Source organism: Sphingopyxis sp. YF1, assembly GCF_022701295.1.
Taxonomy (GTDB): domain Bacteria; phylum Pseudomonadota; class Alphaproteobacteria; order Sphingomonadales; family Sphingomonadaceae; genus Sphingopyxis.
Genome location: NZ_CP033204.1, coordinates 1,024,569 through 1,049,706 on the forward strand (window position 1 = coordinate 1,024,569; position 25,138 = coordinate 1,049,706).

Genomic DNA, 25,138 nt, shown 5'->3' on the forward strand with positions numbered 1-25,138 from the left:
CCAGGGGAGAGCAGGCAGATACTATGTCATTGAAGACAATGATCGCGGCCAGCCCGATCGCCGCGGTGATCAGCGACCCGCGCCTACCTGACAATCCGATCGTTGAGTGCAACGCTGCCTTCTCGGCGCTCACCGGCTATGGGCCGGACGAAATCCTTGGGCGCAATTGCCGCTTTCTCTCCGGGCCGGATACCGAACCTGAACTGACCGAGACCTTGCGGGCCTCCATCCGGGAGCAGAGGCCGGCGCTCGTCGAGATCCTCAATTACCGGAAAGACGGGACGCCCTTCCGCAATGCCGTGCTGGTGGCGCCAATCTTTGGCCCCGGCGGCAATCTCGAATATTTTCTCGGCTCGCAGATCGAAGTCGACGAGGCTGGCGAGGCCGTTGGAGGACGGAGCACGCGAGCGCGCGCCCAAATTGAGGCGCTCTCGCCGAGGCAGCGCGAGGTGTTGAAGCTGATGGCGAGCGGACAGCTCAACAAGCAGATTGCCTTCACGCTGTCGCTGTCGGAGCGGACGATCAAGATGCACCGCGCTGCGCTGCTGCGCGCGCTCGGCGTCGAAACCACGGCCGATGCGATCCGGCTCGCGGTCGAGGCCGGTTTCTAGCCACCGCTCCATCTTCCCTTTGAGGCATATGGGATATCGCGCTGCTGCCGATTAAGAGCGTCGGGATGCCGGACTGACGTCATGGCCCGAGGAGCAGCATGTGAGCGTCAAGCGCGCCTTGGTGATCGGAAGCAGCGGCGGTATCGGTGCCGCGCTTGTGAATCAACTCGTGGCGTCGGGGCGATTTGACCGCATCTATGCCGGGAACAGGCGGCCCCATGCGGCGCACCATTCCAATGTAACTAGGCTGACGATCGACATATTGGACGACGACACGCTTGCCGAGGCAGGTCGCCAGATTGCCCAAGATGGCGCTCTCGACCTGTTGATCGTGGCGACGGGGCTGCTGCATCGCAGGACTGACATCCGTCCTGAAAAAAGCCTCCGGCAGCTTGAAGCATCGGTGATGGCCGAGGTCTTCGCTGTGAACAGCATCGGGCCCGCGCTCGTCGCAAAGCATTTTCTTCCCTTGCTTGCCCGGCGGCAACGAGCGGTCGCGATATTTCTCTCTGCTCGCGTTGGTTCGATTGCGGATAACAGACTTGGCGGATGGCACAGCTACCGCGCTTCCAAGGCGGCGCTCAATGCTCTGGTGCGATGCTTCGCGATAGAGCTCGGCCGCAGCAATCCGGAAGCGATAGTCGCGGCACTGCACCCCGGAACAGTCGACACGCCGCTCTCGGAGCCGTTTCAGGCGCGAGTAGCTGAATCATCGCTCTTTAGTGCGGATAATAGCGCGATGCACATCCTGGCCGTCATCGACCAGCTATCGCCGATGGATAGCGGCGGGTTCTTCGGCTGGGATGGAAGGCCTATCCCGTATTAACGAGCCAGCAGGCGCTTCAAGAGTCTCCGCCTCTTTGCCTGTCCGCTTTAGCGAACATTGTGCCAGAAGCAGACTGACGGCAATCGGCCAGCAATAGCTACCGATCGATAGTCTGCAGAGGTCGGTCTATTGTAACGTGGGTTTGGGAGAGTGGCCGTTGATATGATTGGTCTTCTCGGGAATGTGGCGCGCGGGATCAGGATGAGGCGGCACTTCTTCTGAAGGTTGCACGGGGGTTTTTCTGGCTCGATCCTTCTTCTCGCCGGCAGCTATCGTCTCTCGCATATAATTCTCCCGTGCGCTTCATTGGCGGCGATCAGGCTGCAACCGATCCTTCCGCAACACTGTAGCCAAGGAAATTGGGTGCAAGGCCGCGACCTTCGCGGAAACGGTTGATGCGCTTCGCATAGTGGCGCGCGAGGTCGAAATTGGTGGTGGCGAGTCCAGTCTGGCGTGCGCGGCCGGCTTCCATCAGCGCAATCTGATGGTGGTAGAAAAGCTGGTTCATATCCATGGCTTTGTCCTTAATCGGTCCGGGAATGGGTGGCCCTGCTCAGGCGAGGCATTGGGCCCGCAGAGCCTTGGCAATCCGGTCCTTTTCGGCGCGTGCTGCCTCGGACTTCTGTTGCCTGCTCGCCATGGCATGCCAGGCGGCGGCCGAACGAAGGTTGCGGTCCCGCACCTCCATCAGATCGGACGCGGCGGCATCGGCTTCGCAGCGTTCGGCCTGCTCACGATAATGTTCACTCGTCGATGTTGCTGCCATGCTGCTATCCTTTCGATCAATCGATCATGTGAGCGATGAGGCGTCTGAGTTCGCGCCGCGAGAGCGTCGAGGAGGGCAGCGCTCGTTGGCTCGGCTGCATCGGCTTTCCTGCTAGCGGAAGGCCAGAAAGGCTCGGGATAATACTGCTATTCTGAAACATATTGGTCTTCTTGGGTTAGATGTCAGCGCCGCTTGCTCGCGGCGCCCGGACTGCCCGGACCACGATCGCGATAAACGATGCGGCCCTTGGTCAGATCATAGGGTGTCATTTCGACGCGCACGGCGTCGCTGACAACGGACCGGATGCGGAAACGCCGCATCCGGCGGCTGTGTAGGCAATGAGTCGATGGCCGTTTTCGAGTTCGACGTGGAATCGCCCGTCGGGCAGAATCTCGTCGATCATGCCCTCAAAGGTGAGGACCTCTTCCTTGGCCATCTAAAGCGTCAGGCCGCTTCGAGATTGACGGCCGAAACCTTGCCATCGCGACCGGTCTCGAGCTCGTAACTTACGCGCTGATCTTTATTGAGAGTCGCCATGCCGGCGCGCTCGACCGCGGAGATGTGAACGAAGCTGTCGCCCGAACCATCCGCGTTCGCGATGAAGCCATAGCCCTTATCGGAATTGAAGAATTTGACGTTGCCGATCGGCATGATTGTTTCCTTTCACGAAAACAGGGTATCCGCCGGCAAAAGCACCGACAGAGCTGGAAGCGTGAGAAGGGAAGAAATAGACCCGGTAAAGGGCATCAAAATTCCGTCGCAGGCGACGTTAGCCAGATGCGTATGGATCGAGATTATATAAAAGTCAAGAAATTCCTTGATTTCATGCGTCGCCGACGAGTTTTGTTCTAGAAGGCGCTGGCAAATTTATTCACCGGTTTGCTGAATTTTTCGGAAGGAAATATGCCGCGTTATCGAAGATTCTTCCCGCCTTTTTTATTGCATAGGCTTGTTCAGGTCCGGCGGGCGATAGAGGAGATGGCGCATCACTTCGTCGTCTATCACAGGGACGTGGAGCCCGAGGTCTATTTCCGCCGCGTCGGCGCCCGTAGAGCAAATTTGCCGAATGTAGTCTGATCAGAGCGGCTCGATCGCGCTCATACTGAGGCTTTGAAGAAGGCAGAGACGTGAACCTGCCTCTCGGGCAGCGCGATGCTCAGCGCGCGGCTCAATCGAACTCCGGGTCGCGGGCCAAGGACCGGATCGCTGTGGCGACGCGCTCATAGCCTTCCGGGCTCTCGGTCGCGATCGCGATCGGACGACCACCAAGCTCTGTGTTTTCGCTGTTAAGAAACGCGATTGCGGGATCGCGGCCGCCCATGGTCAGGAAGGCGAGCTGGCTGATGTCGCCTTGGCGGCGGGCATCGGCGGGTGCCAGCGGCGTGCGGCTCTTTTGGAAGAAGCGGCCTGACCGGGCTTTGGTGCCCGTCGAAGTCTCCGGAGTTGGATCGGTTTGCGAAGTCATGGCGCTAAGCCCCTGCGTGTAAGCGGGAGCACTATGTCTCTCAGTCGCGGCGGCCTACGGGAACGAGAGCGGCGATAACTATGATATGGGGGTTGTCGACGGGATTGTAAGGTGTCCGGCAGCGTCTCGAGCGGCATTTGGCAGTCTGTTCGACCTGCGTGTACAAAAAAAGACGCCCGCACGATCGGAACCGGGCGGGCGTCAGATGAAGAACTCGGATTTCCTGAAAGGAAGAGCTCTCTGGGTCGCCCGGCGCGGATAGGCGCGCGGGCGGAAAGGCAATTGTACGGAAGCGCCAAAAGACTCCCGTCGACGACGGTAATCGCTCGGAATCTCTCGCCACGGACGTCGGGTCGAAGAGGGGCTGAACGAATGTCGGCTACGCAATATCGGGGTCCGGACGCTGCCAGTCCACTTTCGGCCAACCGGTTTGACTCGAGCGTTTCCCTTTTTGGCCATTTTGGCCACAGGAGAACGATCATGGGTAGATCAGAATTCGACTATTTACCTCCACGACCGGCGTGGAATGCCGGTCGAAAGGTAGGTGCAAAGCGGCCGCTAAAACCACGGCAGATATGGGCAATTCGCTTCCACTTGGATCGAGAGCACCGGCTTCGAGACCGGGCGCTGTTCGATCTCGCAATCGACAGCAAGTTGCGAGGCTGCGATCTTGTAAAGATCAAGATCGGCGATCTCGTCGCCGGCGGTGAGTTGAGAACGCGGGCAATGGTGATCCAGCAAAAGACCAATCGACCAGTTCAATTCGAAATCATGTCGGATGCTCGTGGAAGCCTCTTGGCATGGCTTGAGCGGCGCGGTGGATCAATCGAGGATTTTGCGTTCCCCAGCCGGGTCGACCACTCTGCTCATATGAGCACGCGTCAATATGCGCGTCTCGTCGATGAATGGGTCACGGCTGTTGGCCTCCGAAGCGAAGATTACGGGACGCATTCGTTACGCAGAACAAAGGCGTCGATCATTTACAAGGCGACCGGCAATTTGCGTGCCGTGCAGATTCTGTTGGGTCACACCAAGATTGAGAATACCGTGCGATACCTCGGCGTCGATGTTGAAGATGCGCTAACATTGGCGGAAGGCATCGAAGTCTGACCGTCAAATCTCGATAACCTAGAGAGCGAGCGATCTTGATTTTCTCGGAACGTCCGCTCTCTCTATTTGCCTACCGAAAGCCGACTGTCTCCAACCGGCCAACTTATCAATATTTTGTGCAAATGCGACTGGCGCCCTTGGCCGCGGCGGCGCAATTCTCCTGATACTGGCGCTGGCTGAGTGCGCGCGCATTCTCGAAGGCCTTCTCCCATGACGGAACGAAGCTCGACCCGGAAGAAGACGAGGGCGCGGCAGCGCTGCTGCAGACGACCGACTGGCGCTGCCAGCAGATCTCGCGCCGGATGTCGTCGCTGAGCGTCATGCCCGCGCTTTCATATTCTCCCTCAAGCCCTGCCGTCATCACATCGCGCTGCAGGAGGATAAGCGGGAGGCCGGTCAGCCGCCCCGCCTTAGCCTCGCGGATGCGGCCACGCACCTGCTCGCGATAGGCCTGCGCCGCGGCGGCCTGCGCCGCTTTCGCATCGACCTCAGCGCGTGCCTGCGCGGCGAAGCGGGCATTCTCCTCGGCCCTAACTGCGGCTACGAACTCCCTGGTTTCGGCCTTGCGCGCCGCGAGCACGGCTTCGGCGGTCGGAAAGGGCTTGCGGTGGAACGGATCGATCCAGCCTGCCGCCGTGCGCACCGCGACATCGCCATCCTTGTCGACATAGAGATCGAGATAGGCTTCGCCGACGGGCGGCGCCGCGAGGATCGGCTTTCCGCCGACATGCTGATAGAAGCGGACACCTTTCGGGGTGCGCCGGATGATCCACATCCAGGATCCGGCCTGAACCATACCGATGACATCGGCAGGATGCGTCTGCGGACGTAAGTCGCTGCCGATCGGGGTCAGGAGCGGCCCCGCACCCGGGCCCTTCACCTCGGCGGGCGGCGGGCCGCGCTTGACGAAATAGCCGAACCCGCTCGCGACCTTCACCATCTCCATGCCCGCGAACGGATCCTCGCCGCGCTCGTTGACGATCGCGCCGCCGATTTCGAGAAGATTATAAGGCACGGTGAGAACCTTGGTGCCACCGGAGAAGGGATTGAAATTGTCGACCCTGAGGCTGGTGTCGGTGCCGATCGGCGTGAGGATCGCGACATCATAGGGATGAGTGCGCGTGTGCGGGAGCACGCCCATCAGCCAGGGCGGTCCGTCGGCATTATATGTCAAGGTCGTGATGATGCGCCGCCAAGGCGTTGGACGATATTCGCCCGTGCGGAGATCGATCAGAAAGGCGCGCTGCGATTCTGCGGTATCCTTCGGGTTCAGCGGGGCCTCTCCGACTGCGAGATTGCGGCCAACGGCATAGACGCGCTCGAAGCGCGGCGGTACGATCTCTCGCCCGCTCATGTCGGCGATCCCGACCAGCGGCAAATCCTTCTTCTTCGCGCCGGGCACCACCACCGCTCGGTAGAGCGGCTTCCCCTTTTCGTCGTTAAGGATCACTTGGCCATTGGACTGGGGCCTGTAGAGATAGTTGACCGCCGTCGGACAGCCATAGGGTACGAGCCCGGCCGCATCGAAGCAGGGCTGGGCAGTGGCTGCGACAGGCAAGCCGGTAGCAAGGGCCAAGGCAAGGAAAAAGCGCTGCACGGTCATGACATCCCCAATTTGCACGACCCTTTGCCATCGTAGCGATAGCTTCAGGTGAGCGGAAGACATGGAAGTCTTTCGGTCAAATCTCGATAGCGTCGATAGCGAGCGCTTTGGGACGTTGCAGCATGTCCGTTCTCTTTCTTTGGTCCCCAAAAGCGGCTGTCTCCAATTGCGCGCGCCGACGCCCTGGGATCCTGGGGCAGTGCCGGTTGCGGCAGCTGTTGCAGGCGATCCTCCATGCCCGCTGTCGGGACACGCCTCCATGTGGCCGCCGGAGCGCGGCGGTGCGGCCCCAGAAATTACATCAGGAGAACTTTGGACATCGAGCGAGCCTCATTGTCGGTGCCAATAAAATCAGCCAGGCAAGCCGATGCGCCAAAAGCCGGATCAGTCGGCATATCTTCGATTGGCCTCATATGCCTCGAGTTCGAGCGGAGATTTTTCATGCCCATATTGAAGCAGTTCTGATACATATTGGCGCGCATAGGCGGCGAAGCCGGTGCTTCGCTCGATCTGCATCACATGCACAAGCTCGTGCGCGAGGCGCGGTCGATCGAGCGAGAAGCCATTGCGTATCCAGACCGAGTATCCAAAAGCCTGCGCATTGTTGGTAATCCCGGGACCGATGAAGCCGAATTTCTCGCCTGCAAGCTTGATTTCGGGATTGTCCGTTGGGAAGGGAACTTCATCGACAAAGACCAGGCGCACTCTTTCGGGATGCTTTATGCCGATTTCCAGGGCAAGGCGCGTCTGCTCCGGATCCAGAGGCGTTCCTGTCGATTGACCGCGCTCCTCTATTTTTCCCGCCCATCCTACATAATAGTCTAGAAATCTGCCCAGGAACTCATCTCGACCAGGCGAGATCGTGCTGTCGCGACGTACCTGTTCTTCGGCCGCCAGCAGTCTGCCCGATGGGTTCAGGACGCAAACAATCAGTGCCGCCCCAACCATGGCTCGCCTGTGCATGGCGTAACGCCTCGACTGGCCTGCTGAACCGAGTCCGTACCTGATATGCTTCACTTCTTACATCCCTCGCTGTTCAATTTTCTGCGGCCGTCGCGCTGGCAAAATTGAGGTGCCGACGTTCACCGGTGAGGCGGCTGCTAAATGTTCTTCTTCGCTTCGTCGACGACTCAATCCGGTCGTAATGACAATCTTCAGATAGCCCAGGGTCAAAATATGGCCGGCGGACAGGGCTGGAACAGTTCGGCTTTGGACGTCTGGCGCCATCAATAACCCCGTTCGGGGGATGGCGCGTTGCCGTTTAACGGTACAAAGCCGATCATGACGCGACATGGACTTGGGGACAGGGATTGCTTGGCATGACGATACGCTTTCCACCGGCGGCGATCCTGATCGGGACCGTATTGATGGGCGTCGTGGCCGTCGTCGCCTTGCTGTATCTCACGATCCATCAGCCATGGCTGGGCGTCGCTATCACCGGCACGCCAGCCGGAGAAATCCGGATAGCCCACGTTCGCGCGGACGGACCCGCGCAGGGCATCACCGCGCCCCAGCGCCTCATTGCTGTCGAAGGAGCCGGTGAGGAGAGTGTGACGATCGAAGCGAACGACCTTGTCGACGAGCCCGACATAGCCGCCACCTATGATGAAATGGCGCGCTTCTTCGCCCGCCAGACGGAGATCGACCGGACGCTGCGACAAGCGACGGTGACGCTTCGCGGCACGGACAATAAGAGCGCCACCGTCACACCCTCGACACTGCGGCCGCTGGGAGACTTGCCGGGCGAGTTCTGGGTTCAGCTTTGCGTAGGGCTGGCGGCGTGGCTGGTGGGTGCATGGGTGTGGTCCTTGCGCCGCAGCGACCCCGCAACCGCATTGTTCGCGCTCGCCAGCTTTGCAATTCTCCTCGCCACCTTTCCCGCCGCACTCTATAGCACGCGCGAACTGGCGATCGACGGTGGCCTGTTTCGGTTCCTGTCGATCCTGAACCACGGCGGCGCGCTGATGTTCGCCGCTGCGATGATCGCGCTCCTCCTCAGCTATCCGGGACCGCTCGTTTCGGGGGGGTGGCGATATGCCCCCTTCTTCATCCTCGGTCCGTGGTGGATCGCCGATTCCCTGGAAATATTGGGCGGACCGCCGGTGGGGGTTCATCTGCCGATCCTGTTGTCGATGGCAGCCATCATAGCGTGCGCCGCCCTGCAATATTTGCGGGCATCGGGCGATCCGGGCGCAAGGGCCATCATACGCTGGTTCGGCCTTTCGATCACGGTCGGTGCAGGCAGTTTTGCTCTGACCGTCATCGCGCCGAGCCTGATCGGGCTGCCGCCGCTGCTGCCGCAATCCTACGCCTTCATCTTTTTCCTGCTCATTCATGTCGGGCTGGCACTTGGCGTGGCTCGCTATCGATTGTTCGACCTTGATCGCTGGGCGTTTCGCATCCTGTTCTACATGACGGCGGCGGCGCTGCTGCTGCTGGTCGACGCCATGCTGATCTCGTGGATCGCGATCGGCCGTGCCCCCGCGTTCGGCTTGGCACTGCTCCTGGTCGCCCTTTTTTATCTGCCGCTGCGTGACACGCTGGCACGCCGGCTTTCTGGGCGCAGCGAACCGCGACAGGAGGCATGGTTTCCCGACATGATCGAAGTGGCGCTCGCCCCGTCCGACAAGGATCGCGATTTGCGCTGGCAAGCCCTGTTGAATACGGTGTTTCGCCCGCTACGGATTTCGCCGGGGCCGGATCGCGGCGCGCCGACCTTGCTGGAGGAAGGGACGGCACTGGTTATCCCGGCTATCGGGGCGCTCCCCGCGCGGCGACTCGACCATGCCATGCACGGCCGCCGACTCTTTTCACCGCGCGATGTATCGCGCGCCGCCGAGCTCTGTGCAATGCTGGCCCACGCGTTGGACAGCCGCATCGCCTATGAACAGGGGGTGGCGGCGGAGCGGGGTCGCATCACGCGCGATATGCACGACAATATCGGCGTCCAATTGCTCGGTGCCTTGCACAGCCGCGACGCTACACGCAAGGACGCACTCATCCGCGACACGCTCGTCGACCTGCGCGAGATCATCAACAATAGCGCCGGGCAGGGCCTTACGCCGGACGAACTCATGGCCGAACTTCGCGCGGACATGGCAGACCTTCTGTCGAGCGCCGGACTGACGCTGGTCTGGAACATGGAGATGGTGCCCGACTTTCCGGCCCGCGCCGTTCCGGCGATGCGGTCGATCCTGCGAGAGGCGGTAGGCAACGCGCTCCGCCATGCCGACGCTGCGACGATCCGCGTTACGCTGGTGCGTGCGGGTGATGGCCTGGTGCTGACCGTCGAGGACGACGGCCGCGGCTTTGTTCCCGACGCCGTCGTGCCGGGGCATGGACTGGAGAATATGCGTGCGCGCGTCGCGGCGCTGAAAGGTCGACTGGCGATCGAGCCCGCAGCGCCGGGAACGCGGATCACGGTCCATGTTCCGGTGGAAGCATGACAATGCAGCGCATTCTGATCGTCGAGGACATCTCTGAAACCCGCTGCTGGCTGGCCGATGTCGCCGCAGAGGCGTTCGCCGACTGCGATATCACCGTCGCGGCCAATATGCGTGAGGGTATCGCGGCGGTTGCGCGCGGCGACTTCGACGTCGCGCTGATCGACCTCGGTCTGCCGGATGGTTCAGGCCTGGAAGTCATGCGGAACATCCGGTTGCTACGGCCTGAAACCATCTGCGTCGTCACGACGGTGATGGCCGACGATGCCAATATCGTCGCCGCCCTGTCTGCCGGGGCCGACGGCTATCTGCTTAAGGAGCAAATGTCCGCGAGCGTCGTGCGCCAACTCCGCCAGATTTCGGAGGGCGTGCCCGCGCTGTCGCCCGCTGTCGCGCGCCGGATCATGGCGCATTTCCGCCTGACCGGACCAAGTGCGGAACCCGATGAAAGGCTGACAGCACGTGAAAAGGACGTGCTGGCGCTGATCGGCCGGGGCATGCGTAATGTCGACGTCGCCGCGGCGCTCGGCCTCGCTGAAAGCACGGTCGCGAGCTATATCAAGACCATCTATCGCAAGCTCGGCATATCCAGCAGGGCGGAGGCGTCCTGGCACGCGACCAAGCTGGGCCTCGGCGTGCCATCCAGCGAGTGAATACCCCTGTTCAGGGGAGAGATCGCGCCCTGCCAAAGCTGTAAGCGGCCGTTGTCCCGGCACCGCATCTGCGACCCGTGCGGTGCCGGAACATCGTGGCGGTAGGAGTGGGGCAGGGACGGATCATGACGAAAACCGGACAGAATCTGGGATATTCGGCGTTGTTTGCCGGAGCGGTGCTTTCGGGCGCAGCGCCTGTGCAGGCGCAACTCCCAGCCCCGGTCGCAAGCAAGCTGGCGGACGCCATCGACCTGTGCGGCATCGGCATAAGGCTCGCGATGGCCAACCTCCCTGAGCGCGCCGCGAAGGAAAGGGGCTTTGCCTACGACTCTGCTCAAAGCACCTGGAAATGGGGACAGGGCAGCGACATGGTGGTGGTAAAGGCGCGGGGCCCCGATTGCGACATCCTCCTCATCGGGCCGGGCGCGAGGGCCGAGGTGGTCAGCGATCATGTCGCGGCCTGGGGCCAGGCGAACGGATTCGATCTGGATCGGTACAACCCCATATTGGGGATGGATCTCCTGTTGGATGGATCAAAGAGCGGAACCTCGCTGGAACTGAAAAGGGCGCCGAACGGCATATTGATCCTGACTCTGTCCCGTGAGGGCGTTTAGCTGTTCGTGGAACGACTTTGGGGGATGGGCGATGTTTGTGACGACGATCGCGCTACTGCTGGCAAGCCATATCGACTTGCTCGGCAACAAGGACGACGTCCGTATCTGCGCTGCGGGTTTCGACCTGCTGGCCGACCGGGCGGCGGCGAAGGGCGCTGATGACATCAATGTCCGGGTACTGCGCGAATTTTCCGCGATGTTCGCCGAGCGGCTCGATGAACTCGGCGGGCGCGACGATGCGGCCGTGGCGGAGGTGAAGAGCCGCTTGCCGGGCGGAGATGCGGAACAGGCCATGATGTCGAAATGCGGTGCGATCATCGGCGCGTTGCGCGGCAACGACACATTGCTGGATGCCGCACGCAAACTGGACGCGGGATCGACCGTCTCGCATCCCGATACCGCCAATCACTGATAGTCTGTCTTAAAGGGTCACATGGATGGCATCATATGGGTTGAAATTCTGCACCGCCGTCGCGGCATTCTGCGCCCTGGCCGGCACGGCCCGCGCCGAAGAGCAACCGATGACCCCGGAGGAGCGTAGCTTGCTATCCTGCGCCATGCAGGCCGTCACGAAAGCTCGCGAAGCCGTTAGAACCTCGGGCAAGCTGCTTGCCGGGGTGCCGCATATGAAGATCTACGACCGGATCGAACGCCGCATTTATGAAGTACTGACGGCAAAAGGCTGGACTGAAGACGAGGTATCGGAACTGCTGGATGAATGGTATGATGTCGCGGATTACGGCAATGCCGCCGCGTCGATGGCCGACGTATGCAAAGGCATCGACCCCGCGTTGTGGCAATGAAACTCTTTCCAGGTCTCCTGGGCGCCGCGGGCGCGGGATTGCCGGTAGGGGATCGTCCCTAAACCGGCACGGAAGCGAGCCTTCGGTCCAGACGCGGACGGGCGGTAGGCATGCCGCACGAAACGGGACGATTGCTGCGGGCGAGCGTGTTCGATGAGTGAACAAGGCCGCACCCCTGTTCAGGGGGGCGCGGGCCGCAAGACTCCGTCTTAGATCAAGGTGACTCTGTTCCAAACTGGAGGTCGTCTTCATGCGTCACACCATTCCTATCCTGCTGGCCACCTCCATCTGCGTGGGTGCCAGTGCCCAGGCGCTTGAACAGTCTGAACAGGCCGGGCAGATGGTCGGTGCCCTGAGGACCCCGATCGAACTTCCGTCTGCCCCACCGCAGAAATTTACACGCAATGTCTTCGCAGGCGACAAGGTGCGTCAGCGCATATTCATTCCATCCTATCGCGTGTCGTTCCTGATCAGTGCCAGCGCATCCGCGCGCACGACCGATACGCGCGCCAACGTGGAAACGGTCCTGTCGGGAGCGGAGCCTGCCTTGATCCAGGCGATCACCGACCGCGCCTATGCAGATCTCGTCGAGCGGTTGACCGCAGCAGGCTTTTCAGTCGTGCCCCAGGGGGAATGGAGCAGCACGTCCGGCGCGACTTCGCTGAAGGCGAAGCCCGGCGAGATTGAAATCCAGAAGATGTCATCCAATGGCGCGCGGCAATCCTATGCGCTGGTGCATCCCACGGGCCTCGCCGCCTGGCCGGAAAGCGCGATGCCGGTCAATCTTGGCGCGGTCCGCACCATGACGCGGGAACTCGACGCGACGATGGTCGCCCCGCGCTTCACTGTGAACTATGCCTATGTGCAGGCCAAAGGCGGCGGATCGATGGCGATCCTGTCGCGCGGTGCGCAGGCTTCGTTCCGGCCGATGATCCACGGCGGACCGGTTATCGGCGGCTTCTCGATGGAGCCGTGGCGCGTGCGCGTCGGCCAGCATGGCGGCTTCATGGAATATAAGGTTGACGGCTCGTTGGAGGCGCCTGGTGATTTCGGTCTTGTATCCGGCCGGGGCGGCGATGCGCGTGCGACGAGTACAGGCGGTGCCGGCGTCGATACCTGGGAGGGGCGTCTCGGCTATAACAGCCAGCTCACGGCGACCGGCCGTTTCGAGGTCGATCCGGAAGCTTATGCGCGACTGGCGCTTCAGGCGCTGGCCTTGCAGAATCAGGTTGCGGTCGACGAACTGAGAAAGGCTCGGAGGTGAAGCAGGCGGCCGTCGTCCTCGCGGGTGCAGCGGTGCTCGGCGGCACATGGCGGGCGTCAAAACCTTGCATTTTCAACTGTTCGCCGGCGGCCTCCAGCGAAGTCGCTGCGCAGGTTCACTGGCCGGTCGCCGAAGCGGCGCCCGGCGCCATGCGCGGCAGCATGTCCCGCGAAGCTAAGCGTTACATGGAGGGGGGCCAAGAAATGAAAAGGCGTTCGATAATCGTGGTCGGCGCATTGATCGGAACGATCCTGACGGCGGGTTTGGCGGGGGCCGCCGAAGCCCTGGCGCGCTACTGGATCGACAAGGCCGCAGGCGTTTCGATCGCCTTTCCCACAGGCGATGATCCAATGCGTAGCTTTACGGCCAATGACAGGCCGCTGACCGGCGACCAGCTCTTTGTGCTGACCCGGCCCATGCTGATGAATAACGACTCGGCATTTCCTGTATTGGCAGGGGTCACGACCTGCGTGATGCGGCGCCGCTATGAAAACCAGGGCGATCGGCTAAGGGGGCTTCTCACCGCCAGCCGCGCGAGTGCTGATGGCGGCAAGGTCGATGGACGAGCACGCTGCGAGGCGGCAATCTATCCGTCATCGGCCACTGACATGACCTTTTATGGCGCCTTGCTGGAGAATGCGCCGCTCGGTCCGCGGGAGGTCTGCGTCGCGGCCTACACCTTGCCCAGCATGGAAAAATTCCCGCGCATCATATCCCAGATGACAACATTCGCGGCGGGAAAGCATGGATATGAGATGCAGTGCACGATGGCGGTAAAAAGCCAGTCGGCGGCGAACGTCTATTGGCCGGGGCAGGCGCGCGATTTCAAGGCGATCAATGACAGCATCGCAATCGCTCCCGCAACGCGCTGAACCTCTGAGGGGAGATTTATGATCGAAAAGGAAAAGCTGTCTTTGAACCGCAGCCGTGGAAAGGGGGCGGGGAGGTTCATCGCCGTGCTGTCGGCGACACTGTCAGGGATCGGCCTGGCCGCCGCGCCCACTCATGCCCAAGCGCTGGGTCCCACCGAAAGGGCCGTCCTTTCCAGTTTCAATGTCTGCTGGTCAGCGGAGGAGGGAGGCAATCTCGCGCGGCTGGCGACGGATGCGGGGTTTTCCCCTTCACCACAGCAGACAGGCGCGAATTTCTATCGCGACGTGATGGGCTCGGTGCTCTTCCTCGCCGCCGATTTCGGGCCGGGCTCGGACGGCAGGCCCGAACCCGCCTGCCGCATCACCATACTCAAGCCGCAACTCGACACGCCCTATGCCCCACGTCAGGCGATCCTGCCCGCAGCCGGAGACTTGATCGATGTCATTGTCCGGGAAGCACAGGCCATGGGGTTCGGCTATCGCGTCGTGATCCTGCGCCAGCCGCATCCCGGCCGCCCCGGCCGCAAGCGTACGCTGCTGCGGGCGGAGCAGGGACAGCGCGCGCGCATGATCTATGTCGAGGAAGGCGCGCGGGATTATGAATTCCTCTATGCCCATGGCGCTCGTGTCGTGATCAACGATCCAGCGACAGCCGACCTTGGAACCGAACCATCGGGGCGAAGGGACATACAGGCATTTGTCAACGGCCGCTGGGAAGCCGCCTTCTGCGACCTCAATCCCCATGCCTGTCTGACGCCGCAGCAGCAGCGGCAACTGGATCAGGCCGCAGCGGCACGGGCGCGGGATTCGACGAACTGGACCCTGCCCTTTTCCGGCATCGGCGCGGCCGCCCGGAATGGCGATAATCGCAGCAACGAACAAAGATTGAAGGACAAGGCATGGTGGGACAATTATCATCGCTGCGGCAGCGGCAAATGCTGAGTTCCGCGCTTAATCTGGTCGTCGGTGGCTGCGCGCTGCTGCTTTGCGCGGCAGCGCCGGCGCGGGCTCAGGACGATGCGCCCAGCCTTGGCACCTTCGTGCTTGCCGGGTTGGGTGATGTCTGCGTTCCCGTGATCGAACGCGGGGAATCGCTGGCCGAAACCGCAAGCGCAGCTGGCTTCCTGGAAGTCACGGGCGACAACCGCGCCGCGCTGGGGGGAGGCGCAGGAATGTCCTGGTGGCTGTTCGAGTTTGCCGAGGCCGTGCTGGTTGTCGGCCGTGACCTTGGTGAGCCGGGTTCGGCCTGCCGGGTAGCGGCGAGCGTCCCGATCGCACGCATCGGGGAGCTGGAGAAACAAGTCGGCGCATGGGCGGCGAAGGCTTCGCCCGCGTTCCAGCAGATCGCGGCTCCCTCTTCCGCCAAGACGCGCGACGCCCAGTGGGTGTGGGAACGGGCGGCGGGCGGAGCCGTCCAGCGGCTGCGGCTGTCACTGACGCAGCACAAGGATGGCACGGCGACATCCACCCTCCAATTTGGCCTGCTGCCTCGGCAAGACCGCTGACACTCCGGGTGAATGGCAGGTCTTCGGTCTGGTGGAGCCTTGCCCGGACGGCGGCGATCATCGTGCCGTCGGGTATGGCGCTCTATCTGCTCATAGCATGGCTGGCAGAACAGCCGCGCGTTCAATATTGGTGGGCGATCCTTCTCGCCGGGCCGCTGAGCATCTTTCTGGGATATTATCTGCTGGACGCTTTGGGCGACGGGCTGATCGCGGTCGGACGCCGACCCATCGAGCGTGCACGGCAGCCCGCCGCCTATTGGACGTCGATAGCGTGGTTCGCCATCATGGCCGCGTTATTGGTCGCCGTTTGCCTTTATGCGGGGGTTCGCCTGGTCGCGGATTGACCGGTACGTCAATCAACCGCCACAGGGCAGCGATAATGGCGGATCGCCCGTGCCCAGTCTGCGCGGCCAACCTGCGTCGGCGCAAGGTCGAAGCTGTCGGCATCCACTTTGCGCGCGACGGGACCGGGGCCGCCCTCGACCGGCCACCATGGATGATTGCCTGCGAACTGCATCACCCGAAAACGCGCTGTCGATTTCGTCCCATCGCCCCGCGTTACGGAGCGAACGACTTCATTGCTGGGGCCTGCCTCGATCCGAACCGCGCGCGCGCAGTCCGGCGTTCGCGTGGACAGCGTCTCAAACCTGTCCGCAGGCGCCGGACCGGTCGCCCATCGCCCGGCAAAGAACGCCATGTCTGCCGCCGAGGCGGGGGCGGGTGCGGCCTGAACGGGGGTTGCAGCCCACAGGCAAGCTAAGCAGGCAGTAGTGGCCGTCATCCTCGTCACGGGCTCTCATCCTCCAACCACCCGGCCGCATCGCCCTCGATGTCATCGCCGGACCGCTCGAAATGCGCCTCGCGCTGGCGCTGAAAAGCCGTCGTGAGTCGCTTGCGCAAGCGCTCGCGGTCCGTGGCGTTGACCATGCGCCCCGCGGTCATGCGCACGAAACGGGCTTCCAGAATCGTCGAACCGGACTCTTCCTTATCCCCGCCCGCCTCGACATAGCGGGTGATCGCAAGGTCGCAGCCTGCCCGATATGAAGGCGCTGCGACGATGGAGGACGGCCCCCAGTCCTGCACGTCCGGATAGAGGCCGATCTCGTCCCACAACTGCGAAAAGACCCTTATCGTCCAGTGGTTTATGCCCAGTCCATTCCCCTGCGCATTCCAGGTCGCGACGATATGTTCCATGGTTCCGTCGCCGTCGAGATCGGCGGTCGCCACATGATAGGCATCATATCGGCCCGCCATGACGCTGTCTTGCCAGGCACGTGTCCATTCGCCGTCGCGCACCAGCAGCAGCGCGTCGGTCCACTTGTCCCACATCGGCTCCTGCCCGTCGGGCGTTTCCACGGCGCATCGCCAAAGAGTCGCGCCCTGCTCTACCGTCAAGGGCACGCCCGCCACGCAGTCGGCCGCATTAGGTGGCGCGGGCCGCATCGCCCGGGCCTCGCCGCCCTGTGACGGGCGCTCAATTCGGACAGACCTACATGGCTCGGCTGCTGATAAAGCCGGGCCGGCGAGACACAAGCCAAGCGCCGGCAGGATGGAGAGAATCTTCCCATTGCTCAATTGACCGGCCCCCGGACTGTCGATCGAATGTGGTCATATTGCGGAACCTTCTCACGCGGAACCCCCGGAACAGGGGAGGCGCAGTCGAGCATGCTATTGCCGATCGGGCTCGCCGGCTTGCCGGGGCCGCAGACCACGCGTCGAGCCTGACTGCACTGCATCGATTTCACTGAGCGCTATGATACGCAGCCACAAGCTCTTCTCTGTGCGGGATCAATGCGGCATCGATGTGTCGGGGACCGGGGGGGGCAATTCGAAGGGGCCTACTTCGTTTCCGATGACCTCTCCCGTGGGAGTGTCCGTGCCGGGACTCGCTCATCTCCCTGCTGCATCCCGACAGGAGTGGATGGATGAAAGCTCCTTTGAGGTGAAACGGCCAAAGTGGTCCAGACGTAATGTTAGTATTTCCGGCGGATTTTCCTTGAAGAGGAGGTTCGTCGATGAAGAAGCAGCGATTTTCCACGGAGCAGATCGTGTCTGTTTTGAAGCAGGCGGAGATGGGGCTGCCGGTGAAGGATTTGATCCGGCAGATCGGGATAGCAACGAGCAGCAAGACTGGGAGAGAAAAGCGCTTCAAACAAACCTCCTCATCCCCGCGTAGCAGAGATCAAAAGGCAACGCTTGAGCGCACGCTGCGCTTGTCCGGGAGGTTGCTTCGCCCCGGTTCGAAGACGCGTATGTCGGCCAAGATGAATTAGCAAGGCGGTTCAGTTTGATCGGCCTAAACGGCAGCTATTCGCGATCGAGTGCCAAGAGCGGACGGTCTGCAACCGGCCAAGACCGCAGTGGCAGGGCATCTCGTTTGCACCGAGAGGCTCTACCAACGGCCAGCGGTCAACATTCAAAGATGGCTATGCGTTGCTCTCCGGTCCGGAAGTTTTCCCGACTTAGGAAAGGAGGACGAGCCATGCCCGTCGGAAATGTAACTACTATCGAAGTGGATCATCTCGCTCCCCGGAGCGGCAACATTTTCCTTTGGGATAAGGTGCTTCCTGGATTTGGCGTCCGCGTGACGCAAGGCGGCACAAAGTCCTACATCTATCAATATCGGTTGGGAGGTAGGGGCTCGATCTCGCGGCGCTTTACTATTGGCCGCCATCGCGCGCCGTGGACAGCCCAAAGCGCGCGAAACAAGGCGCTTGATCTCGCGAAGCAGGTCGCAAAGGGTAAAGATCCGCTAGAAAGGCGTCGCGAACGCCGTCGGAAGCAGGTTGAGCTTCGATTTGATCGGTACGTCGAACTTTTCACCGAAGAGTATCTCAAGCGTCGTTGGAAGGACTGGTCGCGCATCCGCTCGATGCTGGTCCACTATGCGGTGCCGACGATCGGAACTAAGCGGATTTCAGAAGTCCGGCGGTCAGACCTTACCGCAATCTATCGAAGGCTGGACAACCGACCTTCGGTCGCGCGGGCGATGCACGCGACCCTGCGTAAAATGTTCAAATGGGCTATGAGCCGGGACGATCTCAAGCATTCGCCGGTTCAAGGAGTGGATGCCCCTCCGCCGCCGAAACCCCGTAATCGCTACCTCTCAACAGAAGAATTGCGCTGCGCTTGGGAAACCAGCTTCCAGCTTGCGGGGCAATATGGTCCGGCATTTCGGTTGATGATTTTGACCGGACAGCGGCGCGGCGAAGTGATCGGGTTGGACTGGTCGGAATTGCGACGTGAAAGCAGTCGATGGGACTTGTCGGCCGAAAGGTCAAAGAACGGCCGTTCGCATCTTATCCCGCTTAGCAAGCAGGCAATTGCGCTGCTTGATGCGGTAGCCTGCGGGAAAGATTGGCCGTCAAATGGCTTGGTGTTTCAGTCGAGCTACGGGACGCGCCTGAGTGCATTCTCGAAAGCTAAAGAGAAATGGGACGCCATGATCGTTAGAAAAATGAGGTCAGCGGGGGAGGAGGGCGCCGCTTTGGCGCCTTGGCGCATTCACGATATCCGCCGAACGGTGGCGACGGGAATGCAAGCCTTGCAGATCAGGACGGAAATCATCGAGTCCGTTCTCAATCATCTCTCCGGGACGATGAGCGGTATTGTTGGTGTGTACCAATGCTACCCGTATCAGGAGGAGAAGCGCCAAGCGATGAAGCGATGGGGAAGACACATCAAAAAGCTGACCGCGTCGTGACATTTCGGCACGCAATTAGGCGGCGAGAATTGGCATAAGCCACTGATAATGTTTGATAAGATTTGACGGTTACTGCCCATTGCGTGCTTACCCGGTGCTTACACGGCATCTGGAGTATTTGATATTTATCTGAAGATTGGTCGCTAAGTCTTTGAAATAAATGGTGGACGCACTAGGGCTCGAACCTAGGACCCGCTGATTAAGAGTCAGCTGCTCTACCAACTGAGCTATGCGTCCACTGCCGGTTTTCGGCTATCTTTGCGGCGGCGGGCGGAGCCCTTTGCTGCGAAGAGAGCGGCCCGCTATCATGCTGTTCTGGGCTTGGCAATGGCCTTGCCGAATTTTTTTCCTATTGCAGCCCCCCGACGCGTTTTTTGCCGTCATTTTCGATCGCCAGGACGATGCCGACGCAGGTCATGATCGTCAGCATCGACGAGCCGCCGTAGGAGAAGAGCGGCAAGGGGATGCCGACGACCGGGGCCATGCCCATCACCATCGCGAGGTTGATCGCGATGTAGAAGAAGATCGTCATGGTCAGCCCCGCGGCGGTCAGCTGGCCGAAGCGCGTGCGCGATTTGAGCGCGACGCGCGTCGACCAGCGCAGCAGCAGGAAGAAACCGAAGAGCAGGGCCAGCCCGCCGATCAGCCCCCATTCCTCCGCCATCGTCGCGAAGATGAAGTCGGTGTGGCCTTCGGGAAGATAGTCGAGATGGCTCTGCGAGCCGTTGAGGAAGCCCTTGCCGCCGATCCCGCCCGAACCGATCGCGATCTTTGACTGGCTGATATGGTAGCCCGCGCCGAGCGGATCGCTTTCGGGGTCGAGAAAGATCAGCACGCGCTTCTGCTGATAGTCGTGGAGGAAGGAGAAGAGGATGGGCAGCGCCGCGATTCCCGCGACCGCGACGCTGCCGAACCACCAGAAGGGCAGGCCGGCGACGAACATCACGATCACGCCGCCCGCGCAGATGGCGAGCGCGGTGCCGAGGTCGGGCTGGAGCATCACCAGCGCGGCCGGAAAGCCGATCAGGATCAGCGCGGGCCACAGCGCGGTCCACGTCCGCGTATTGCCCGGCGGCAACTGCGCATAGAAGCGCGCGAGCGCGAGAACGATCGCGACCTTCATCAGTTCGGAGGGCTGGAGGTTCATGAAGCCGAGGTTGAGCCATCGCTGGCTGCCCCCGCCGACGAAGCCGAGAAATTCGACCGCCATCAGCAGGACCAGGATCCCGATATAGCCGAGATAGGCGAAATCCTCGAAGATGCGGATCGGAAAGCGGCCGATGACGAGTGCGACGCCGAGGAAGACGAGGAAGCGCACCCCCTGTTGCCACGCCCAGGGCGACCAGTTGCCTCCCGCTGCCGAATAGAGGACGAGCAGGCCGAAGCCGGTGATACCGCCGAGGATGGCGATCAGCTTCCACGGGACGCGCTGGACGGCGGGAGGAATCGGGATCATTGCGGCACCCCCGGATCGGGGTCGCTCGACGCGCCCGACTTCCATGCCGCATAGTCGCGGTCCATGCGTTCCTTGATCGTGCCGCCCCAGCCCGCCTCGAAGCCTTCGAGCGCGGCCATCGCCTTTTCGCGATCGTAGAGATAGGTCATGAAATCCTTGGCGACCGGCGCGGCCGCGCGGCTGCCTCCCATGCCATGCTCGATCACCACCGCGGTGGCGTAGCGCGGATTGTCGACGGGCGCGAAGCCCACGAACAGGCCGTGGTCGCGATATTTCCACGCACCCCCCTGACCGCGCGAGCCCGACGCCAAGCCGCGCACCTGCGCGGTTCCGGTCTTGCCGGCCATCGTGATGCCGTCGAGCGGCAGGCGGCTGCGTACCGCGGTTCCGGCACCGTTGACGACGAGGTCCATGCCCTTGCGCGCGACGGCTAGCGCCGCGGGCGAAAAGGGCAGGGCCTCATTCTGGAACTGGCGGTTGATGAGGCGCGGATAGAGGCGCCGGCCCGATGCGATCCGCGCCGTCATCACCGCGAGCTGGAGCGGATTCACGCTGACATAGCCTTGGCCGATGACGGCATTCAGCGAGTCCGACGCCGACCATGGCTGGTCGTACTTGCGCATCTTCCAGGCGCTGTCGGGGATGGTGCCGTAGCGCTGGTTGCTGCCGGCGAGCTGAAATTCCTCGCCGAGACCCAGCAGCTTGGCGGTCGGCGCGATCGCGTCGTAGCCGAGGCGGTGCGCGAGCCAGTAGAAATAGCTGTTGCAGCTCTTCATGATCGCCGACGCCATGTCGAGGCTGCCGTGGGTGCCGAGGCAGCGGAAGAAGCGGCTGCCGAGCCGGTATCCGCCGACGCAGGTATGGCGTTCGCTGGGATCGACGCCATGCTCGACCGCGGCGATCGCGGCCATCGGCTTGAGCGTCGAGCCGGGCGGATACAGCCCGCGCGTCGCCTTGTTGATCAGCGGCTGGTGATCGTCCGCGCGCAACCAGCTATATTCGCTGTTGCTGATCCCGTCCGAAAAGCTGTTGGGATCGAAGCTCGGCATCGAGACAAAGGCGAGGATGTCGCCGTTCTGGCAGTCGATGACGATCGCCGCGCCCGATTCGCGCCCCATGCGCCGCGCGACATATTCCTGCAGGTCGGCGTCGATCGTCAGGTGGACGGTCTTGCCCTGCCGGTCCTCGGTCGTATCGAGCTCGCGTACCACCTTGCCGCGCGCGGTGACTTCGACGCGCTTGGCGCCCGGGTTGCCGCGCAGCATCGGCTGGAAATATTTTTCCAGCCCGTCCTTTCCGACCCGGAAGCCCGGCGTGATGTAGAGCGGGTCCTTGTTCGCTGCCTGATATTCCTCGGCGGTCGGGGCACCGACATAGCCGATCAGATGACCGACCGCGGCGCCGGTGGGATAGTTGCGGGCGAAGCCGCGCTGCGGCGCGACGCCGGGAAGGTCGGGCAGGCGGACGAGGATCGAGGCATAGTCGGCCTCCGACAGGTCCTCTGCGACCGCGACCGGCTGAAAGCCCGATGCCGCGTTGAGGTCGCGCTCGATGCGTTCCATCGCATCGCCGTCGAGCCGCAACAGCGTCTTGAGCTGGCCGAGCACCATCTCCTTTTTGTGCAGCCGGTCGGGAATGAGGTCGATGCGCAGCGATACGCGATTGTTGGCAAGCGCCTTGCCATGGCGGTCGACGATCCAGCCGCGACGCGGCGGGACCAGCGTCAGATTGACGCGGTTGCTTTCCGATTCAAGGACATAGCGATCGTTGTCGATCACCGAAATATAGGCCATGCGCGCGGCGAGCGCGGCACCGACGGCCATCTGGGCGCCGCCGACGACGAGGGCGCGGCGCGTGAAGGTCAGGCCCCTCCAGGCTTCGGTGATCGGCGGGCTCTTTTTGCGGGGCATCGGGTGAGGCAATCGGCGAAAAGGGGGAGAAGGATTATCGGCGTTTCAGGCGGAAATTGTCAAACTTGCCGGTCAGGCGGAGGAAGAGCGGTACGAGCAGCGCCGAGATGACCATCTGCGGCGCGACCAGGCCGAGCACGCGGCCCAAATGCGCGTCGGGGTGTGCGATCAGCGCCGCGAGCGCCTGCACCGTCGCGACGAGCAGTGCACCGATCGCCCAGTCGTGGAAGAAACCGCGCCAATAGATGCGCTGCGAGAAATAATGGATCGCGATGCTCGCGAGCGTCCACAGTCCGACCGCGGTACCGATCGATGCACCGCTGAACAGATCGTCCCACAGACCGAGCGGCAGCCCGATCCACACGGGCCACATTTCGGTGCGCAAAAGCTGCCAGCACAGGAACATGAGCAGGCCGAGTGGCGGCAGTACGGGCGAGCTCGCGACCATCGGCAGCATCAGCGGCAGCGCCGAGGCGAGCATCACGGTGACGACGGGGACCGTCTGCATGCGCCAGCGCGAGGCGGGCTCGCCCAGCCGGCGCGTGTCATATTTGGTCATTGGGCGGGCGCCGATGCCGCGGCCGCGGTCGACGCCGCTTCGATCGTGTCGGGGGTGTAGGGGCGGAGCACCGCGACGGTATCGACCTTGGCAGGGTCGGCGAGCGGGCGGGCGAGGGCGCCTTCGTTCGTCCGGCGCACGACGATCGCGACCGGGATATTGGGCGGGTAGAGGCCGCCGGTGCCCGAGGTGACGAGGATGTCGCCCGGCTTGAACGGGTTGTTCGCGATGTTGAGAGTGCGCACGTCGAGGTCGCCGTTGCCGCGCCCCGAAGACAGCGCGGGGAGCCCGTCGCGCGCGCGCCGCACGGGGACGATATTGTCGACGTCGGTCAGCAGCAGCACCTGCGAGACCGAGGGGCCGCTGGTCAGTACGCGCCCGATCAGCCCGTCGGCACCGCGCACCGGCTGTCCCGGGCCGACCCCGACGTTGCGTCCGATGCTCAGCAGCGCGATGCGTTTGCTGCTCGTCGAGGTCGAGGTGAGGAGGTAGCCGTTGGCGATCCCGCGCTTGTCGGCCTCCTGCAGCTGGAGCAGCGCCTTCAGCTGGCGATTCTCTTCCTGCAGCGCACTCGTCGCGACGATCTGGCGGCGTGCGTCGGCCAGTTCGGCGCGCAGGCGGCGATTCTGCGATCCCGCGCCGACATAGGCCGACACGGCATCGTCGATGCCCGAGATCGAGCCGATCACCGAGCGTGTGCCGCGCGCGATCGGTGCCGTCACCTCATGGCTCGCGACGCGCAGCGCTGCGAAACCCACGGGGTCGGCAACCGACAGGATCGCCAGCAACAGCCCCGCGACCGCCCCTGTCACCGCGATGACATAAGCGACGAACAGGCTGGTCTGGGCCTTTCGGGATTGCCCCGGACGCCGATGTGCCGGGCGGACCATGATGCGAGCCTAGACGATCAGGCCTGCTGGAGCACGCCGCGGAAGGCGGGGTCCTCCATCGCGCGGCCGGTCCCGATCGCGACGCAGGTCAGCGGATCCTCGGCCACGGTGACGGGCAGGCCCGTTGCGTCCTTGAGCAGTTCGTCGAGCTCGGCGATCAGCGCGCCGCCGCCCGTCAGGACGATGCCCTGGTCGACGATGTCGGCGGCGAGTTCGGGGGCGGTGTTTTCGAGCGCGATGCGCACGCCCTCGACGATCGTGCCGATCGGCTCCGACAGCGCTTCGGCGATCTGCGCCTGGTTGATCGAGATTTCCTTGGGCACGCCGTTGACGAGGTCGCGGCCCTTGATGTGGATCGTCATGCCGACGCCGTCGGCGGGGATGCGGGCGATGCCGAAATCCTTCTTGATCCGTTCGGCGGTGGCTTCGCCGATCAGCAGGTTATGGTGACGACGGACATAGGAGACGATCGCTTCGTCCATCTTGTCGCCGCCGGCGCGAACCGAGGTGGTGTAGGCGAGGCCGCGGAGCGAGAGCACCGCAACTTCGGTGGTGCCGCCGCCGATGTCGACGACCATCGACCCGATCGGTTCGGTCACCGGCATGTCGGCGCCGATCGCGGCGGCCATCGGCTCCTCGATCAGCCACACTTCGCTCGCGCCCGCGTTCGACGCGGCGTCGCGGATCGCGCGGCGTTCGACGCTGGTCGAGCCGCTGGGTACGCAGATCACGATTTCGGGGCTGCGGAACGCGTTGGGCTTGCCGCCGTGCACCTTGGTGATGAAGTGCTTGATCATCTGTTCGGCGACGTCGATGTCGGCGATGACGCCGTCGCGCAGCGGGCGGATCGCCTCGATGCTGTCGGGGGTCTTGCCCATCATCAGCTTGGCGTCGTCGCCGACCGCCTTGACGCGCTTGACCCCGTTCAGCGTCTCGACCGCAACCACCGAAGGCTCGTTCAGCACGATGCCCTTGCCGCGGACGTAAACCACCGTATTGGCGGTGCCGAGGTCGATTGCCATGTCTTGGGAATTGAACTTAAGCCAACGCGAAAAAAAGGACATCGATCGTCATTCCTGCATTCG

At 62.6% G+C, this 25,138-nt stretch carries 28 protein-coding genes, 1 tRNA gene and 2 pseudogenes; 15 read left to right on the forward strand and 16 right to left on the reverse strand.

Going from position 1 to position 25,138, the window contains the following annotated elements; all coding sequences use genetic code 11:
• Positions 1-38: 38 nt before the first annotated feature.
• A complete protein-coding gene (locus tag EAO27_RS04965) occupies positions 39-611 on the forward strand; it encodes a PAS domain-containing protein (protein WP_237835923.1) in 573 nt (190 codons plus the stop codon).
• 100 nt (positions 612-711) lie between these two features.
• Positions 712-1,437: an SDR family NAD(P)-dependent oxidoreductase gene (locus tag EAO27_RS04970; RefSeq protein ID WP_237835924.1), complete on the forward strand. Its 726-nt coding sequence runs from the start codon at positions 712-714 to the stop codon at positions 1,435-1,437.
• A gap of 316 nt (positions 1,438-1,753) precedes the next feature.
• Here the strand turns inward: EAO27_RS04970 and EAO27_RS04975 are convergent, their stop codons facing one another.
• The 5 genes and pseudogenes from EAO27_RS04975 to EAO27_RS04995 all read right to left on the reverse strand — a co-directional run bounded on the left by EAO27_RS04975 (position 1,754) and on the right by EAO27_RS04995 (position 3,668).
• A complete protein-coding gene (locus EAO27_RS04975) occupies positions 1,754-1,951 on the reverse strand; it encodes a hypothetical protein (protein ID WP_184101809.1) in 198 nt (65 codons plus the stop codon).
• Positions 1,952-1,990: 39 nt separating this feature from the next.
• Entirely contained in the window at positions 1,991-2,203 is a 213-nt protein-coding gene (locus EAO27_RS04980) for a hypothetical protein (RefSeq protein ID WP_242777686.1), read from the reverse strand.
• 182 nt (positions 2,204-2,385) lie between these two features.
• Positions 2,386-2,639: pseudogene (infA, locus tag EAO27_RS04985) on the reverse strand (translation initiation factor IF-1).
• Positions 2,640-2,647: 8 nt separating this feature from the next.
• Positions 2,648-2,854, reverse strand: a complete 207-nt coding sequence (locus EAO27_RS04990) for a cold-shock protein (protein WP_079640318.1) — start codon at positions 2,852-2,854, stop codon at positions 2,648-2,650.
• A 517-nt stretch (positions 2,855-3,371) separates the two neighbouring features.
• Complete coding sequence (locus EAO27_RS04995; RefSeq protein ID WP_242777688.1) at positions 3,372-3,668, reverse strand: hypothetical protein; 297 nt, start codon at positions 3,666-3,668, stop codon at positions 3,372-3,374.
• A 480-nt stretch (positions 3,669-4,148) separates the two neighbouring features.
• Here EAO27_RS04995 and EAO27_RS05000 point away from each other — a divergent pair, with 480 nt between their 5' ends.
• Positions 4,149-4,778, forward strand: coding sequence for a tyrosine-type recombinase/integrase (locus EAO27_RS05000; protein ID WP_033073847.1), 630 nt, complete (start codon positions 4,149-4,151; stop codon positions 4,776-4,778).
• A gap of 106 nt (positions 4,779-4,884) precedes the next feature.
• On the opposite strand, the gene EAO27_RS05005 is transcribed toward EAO27_RS05000, so the two are convergent.
• The 3 genes from EAO27_RS05005 to EAO27_RS05015 form a co-directional block, all read right to left on the reverse strand.
• Entirely contained in the window at positions 4,885-6,336 is a 1,452-nt protein-coding gene (locus EAO27_RS05005; protein WP_242777690.1) for a hypothetical protein, read from the reverse strand.
• A 429-nt stretch (positions 6,337-6,765) separates the two neighbouring features.
• Positions 6,766-7,344: a hypothetical protein gene (locus EAO27_RS05010; RefSeq protein ID WP_242777692.1), complete on the reverse strand. Its 579-nt coding sequence runs from the start codon at positions 7,342-7,344 to the stop codon at positions 6,766-6,768.
• Between the two features lie 57 nt (positions 7,345-7,401).
• The gene (locus EAO27_RS05015; RefSeq protein WP_242777694.1) at positions 7,402-7,608 is read right to left on the reverse strand and encodes a hypothetical protein; all 207 of its coding nucleotides are present in this window, start codon (positions 7,606-7,608) and stop codon (positions 7,402-7,404) included.
• Between the two features lie 92 nt (positions 7,609-7,700).
• Here EAO27_RS05015 and EAO27_RS05020 point away from each other — a divergent pair, with 92 nt between their 5' ends.
• The 10 genes from EAO27_RS05020 (at position 7,701) to EAO27_RS05065 (ending at position 15,879) form a co-directional block, all read left to right on the forward strand.
• A complete protein-coding gene (locus tag EAO27_RS05020; RefSeq protein ID WP_242777696.1) occupies positions 7,701-9,827 on the forward strand; it encodes an ATP-binding protein in 2,127 nt (708 codons plus the stop codon).
• A gap of 2 nt (positions 9,828-9,829) precedes the next feature.
• On the forward strand, positions 9,830-10,477 hold the full coding sequence (locus tag EAO27_RS05025) for a response regulator transcription factor (protein ID WP_242777698.1): 648 nt from the start codon (positions 9,830-9,832) through the stop codon (positions 10,475-10,477).
• Between the two features lie 125 nt (positions 10,478-10,602).
• Positions 10,603-11,091 carry a hypothetical protein gene (locus EAO27_RS05030; protein WP_242777700.1) on the forward strand — a complete coding sequence of 163 codons (489 nt, stop codon included), beginning with the start codon at positions 10,603-10,605 and terminating at the stop codon, positions 11,089-11,091.
• Positions 11,092-11,122: 31 nt separating this feature from the next.
• Positions 11,123-11,503, forward strand: a complete 381-nt coding sequence (locus tag EAO27_RS05035) for a hypothetical protein (RefSeq protein WP_242777702.1) — start codon at positions 11,123-11,125, stop codon at positions 11,501-11,503.
• Between the two features lie 25 nt (positions 11,504-11,528).
• Entirely contained in the window at positions 11,529-11,894 is a 366-nt protein-coding gene (locus tag EAO27_RS05040) for a hypothetical protein (RefSeq protein ID WP_242777704.1), read from the forward strand.
• A 250-nt stretch (positions 11,895-12,144) separates the two neighbouring features.
• Positions 12,145-13,158 (forward strand): hypothetical protein, encoded by a 1,014-nt coding sequence (locus EAO27_RS05045; protein WP_242777706.1) that lies wholly within the window; start codon positions 12,145-12,147, stop codon positions 13,156-13,158.
• A complete protein-coding gene (locus tag EAO27_RS05050; RefSeq protein ID WP_242777707.1) occupies positions 13,155-14,030 on the forward strand; it encodes a hypothetical protein in 876 nt (291 codons plus the stop codon). Before EAO27_RS05045 ends, EAO27_RS05050 begins: the two co-directional genes overlap by 4 nt.
• An 18-nt stretch (positions 14,031-14,048) precedes the next feature.
• Entirely contained in the window at positions 14,049-14,972 is a 924-nt protein-coding gene (locus tag EAO27_RS05055) for a hypothetical protein (RefSeq protein ID WP_242777708.1), read from the forward strand.
• The gene (locus EAO27_RS05060; RefSeq protein WP_242777710.1) at positions 14,966-15,535 is read left to right on the forward strand and encodes a hypothetical protein; all 570 of its coding nucleotides are present in this window, start codon (positions 14,966-14,968) and stop codon (positions 15,533-15,535) included. Before EAO27_RS05055 ends, EAO27_RS05060 begins: the two co-directional genes overlap by 7 nt.
• Before the next feature lie 74 nt (positions 15,536-15,609).
• Positions 15,610-15,879, forward strand: coding sequence for a hypothetical protein (locus EAO27_RS05065; RefSeq protein ID WP_242777711.1), 270 nt, complete (start codon positions 15,610-15,612; stop codon positions 15,877-15,879).
• 8 nt (positions 15,880-15,887) lie between these two features.
• Here EAO27_RS05065 and EAO27_RS05070 read toward each other — a convergent pair whose 3' ends face one another.
• Complete coding sequence (locus EAO27_RS05070) at positions 15,888-16,055, reverse strand: hypothetical protein (protein ID WP_242777713.1); 168 nt, start codon at positions 16,053-16,055, stop codon at positions 15,888-15,890.
• A 266-nt stretch (positions 16,056-16,321) separates the two neighbouring features.
• On the reverse strand, positions 16,322-16,891 hold the full coding sequence (locus tag EAO27_RS05075; RefSeq protein WP_242777715.1) for a hypothetical protein: 570 nt from the start codon (positions 16,889-16,891) through the stop codon (positions 16,322-16,324).
• A gap of 659 nt (positions 16,892-17,550) precedes the next feature.
• On the opposite strand from EAO27_RS05075, the pseudogene EAO27_RS05080 reads away from it, so the two are divergent.
• Both EAO27_RS05080 and EAO27_RS05085 read left to right on the forward strand, forming a co-directional pair.
• A pseudogene (locus EAO27_RS05080) lies at positions 17,551-17,652 on the forward strand (transposase); the annotation flags it as partial.
• Positions 17,653-18,017: 365 nt separating this feature from the next.
• The gene (locus EAO27_RS05085; protein WP_242777717.1) at positions 18,018-19,238 is read left to right on the forward strand and encodes a site-specific integrase; all 1,221 of its coding nucleotides are present in this window, start codon (positions 18,018-18,020) and stop codon (positions 19,236-19,238) included.
• A gap of 161 nt (positions 19,239-19,399) precedes the next feature.
• Here the strand turns inward: EAO27_RS05085 and EAO27_RS05090 are convergent.
• From EAO27_RS05090 to EAO27_RS05115, 6 genes are all read right to left on the reverse strand, one after another.
• Positions 19,400-19,475, reverse strand: a tRNA-Lys gene (locus tag EAO27_RS05090).
• Positions 19,476-19,587: 112 nt separating this feature from the next.
• Entirely contained in the window at positions 19,588-20,694 is a 1,107-nt protein-coding gene (gene rodA / locus EAO27_RS05095; RefSeq protein WP_242777718.1) for a rod shape-determining protein RodA, read from the reverse strand.
• Positions 20,691-22,604 carry a penicillin-binding protein 2 gene (gene mrdA, locus EAO27_RS05100; RefSeq protein ID WP_242777719.1) on the reverse strand — a complete coding sequence of 638 codons (1,914 nt, stop codon included), beginning with the start codon at positions 22,602-22,604 and terminating at the stop codon, positions 20,691-20,693. Before mrdA ends, rodA begins: the two co-directional genes overlap by 4 nt.
• A 34-nt stretch (positions 22,605-22,638) precedes the next feature.
• The gene (gene mreD, locus EAO27_RS05105) at positions 22,639-23,163 is read right to left on the reverse strand and encodes a rod shape-determining protein MreD (RefSeq protein ID WP_242777720.1); all 525 of its coding nucleotides are present in this window, start codon (positions 23,161-23,163) and stop codon (positions 22,639-22,641) included.
• On the reverse strand, positions 23,160-24,053 hold the full coding sequence (mreC, locus tag EAO27_RS05110; RefSeq protein WP_242777726.1) for a rod shape-determining protein MreC: 894 nt from the start codon (positions 24,051-24,053) through the stop codon (positions 23,160-23,162). Before mreC ends, mreD begins: the two co-directional genes overlap by 4 nt.
• A 17-nt stretch (positions 24,054-24,070) precedes the next feature.
• Positions 24,071-25,117, reverse strand: coding sequence for a rod shape-determining protein (locus EAO27_RS05115; RefSeq protein ID WP_242777728.1), 1,047 nt, complete (start codon positions 25,115-25,117; stop codon positions 24,071-24,073).
• Positions 25,118-25,138 lie beyond the last annotated feature (21 nt).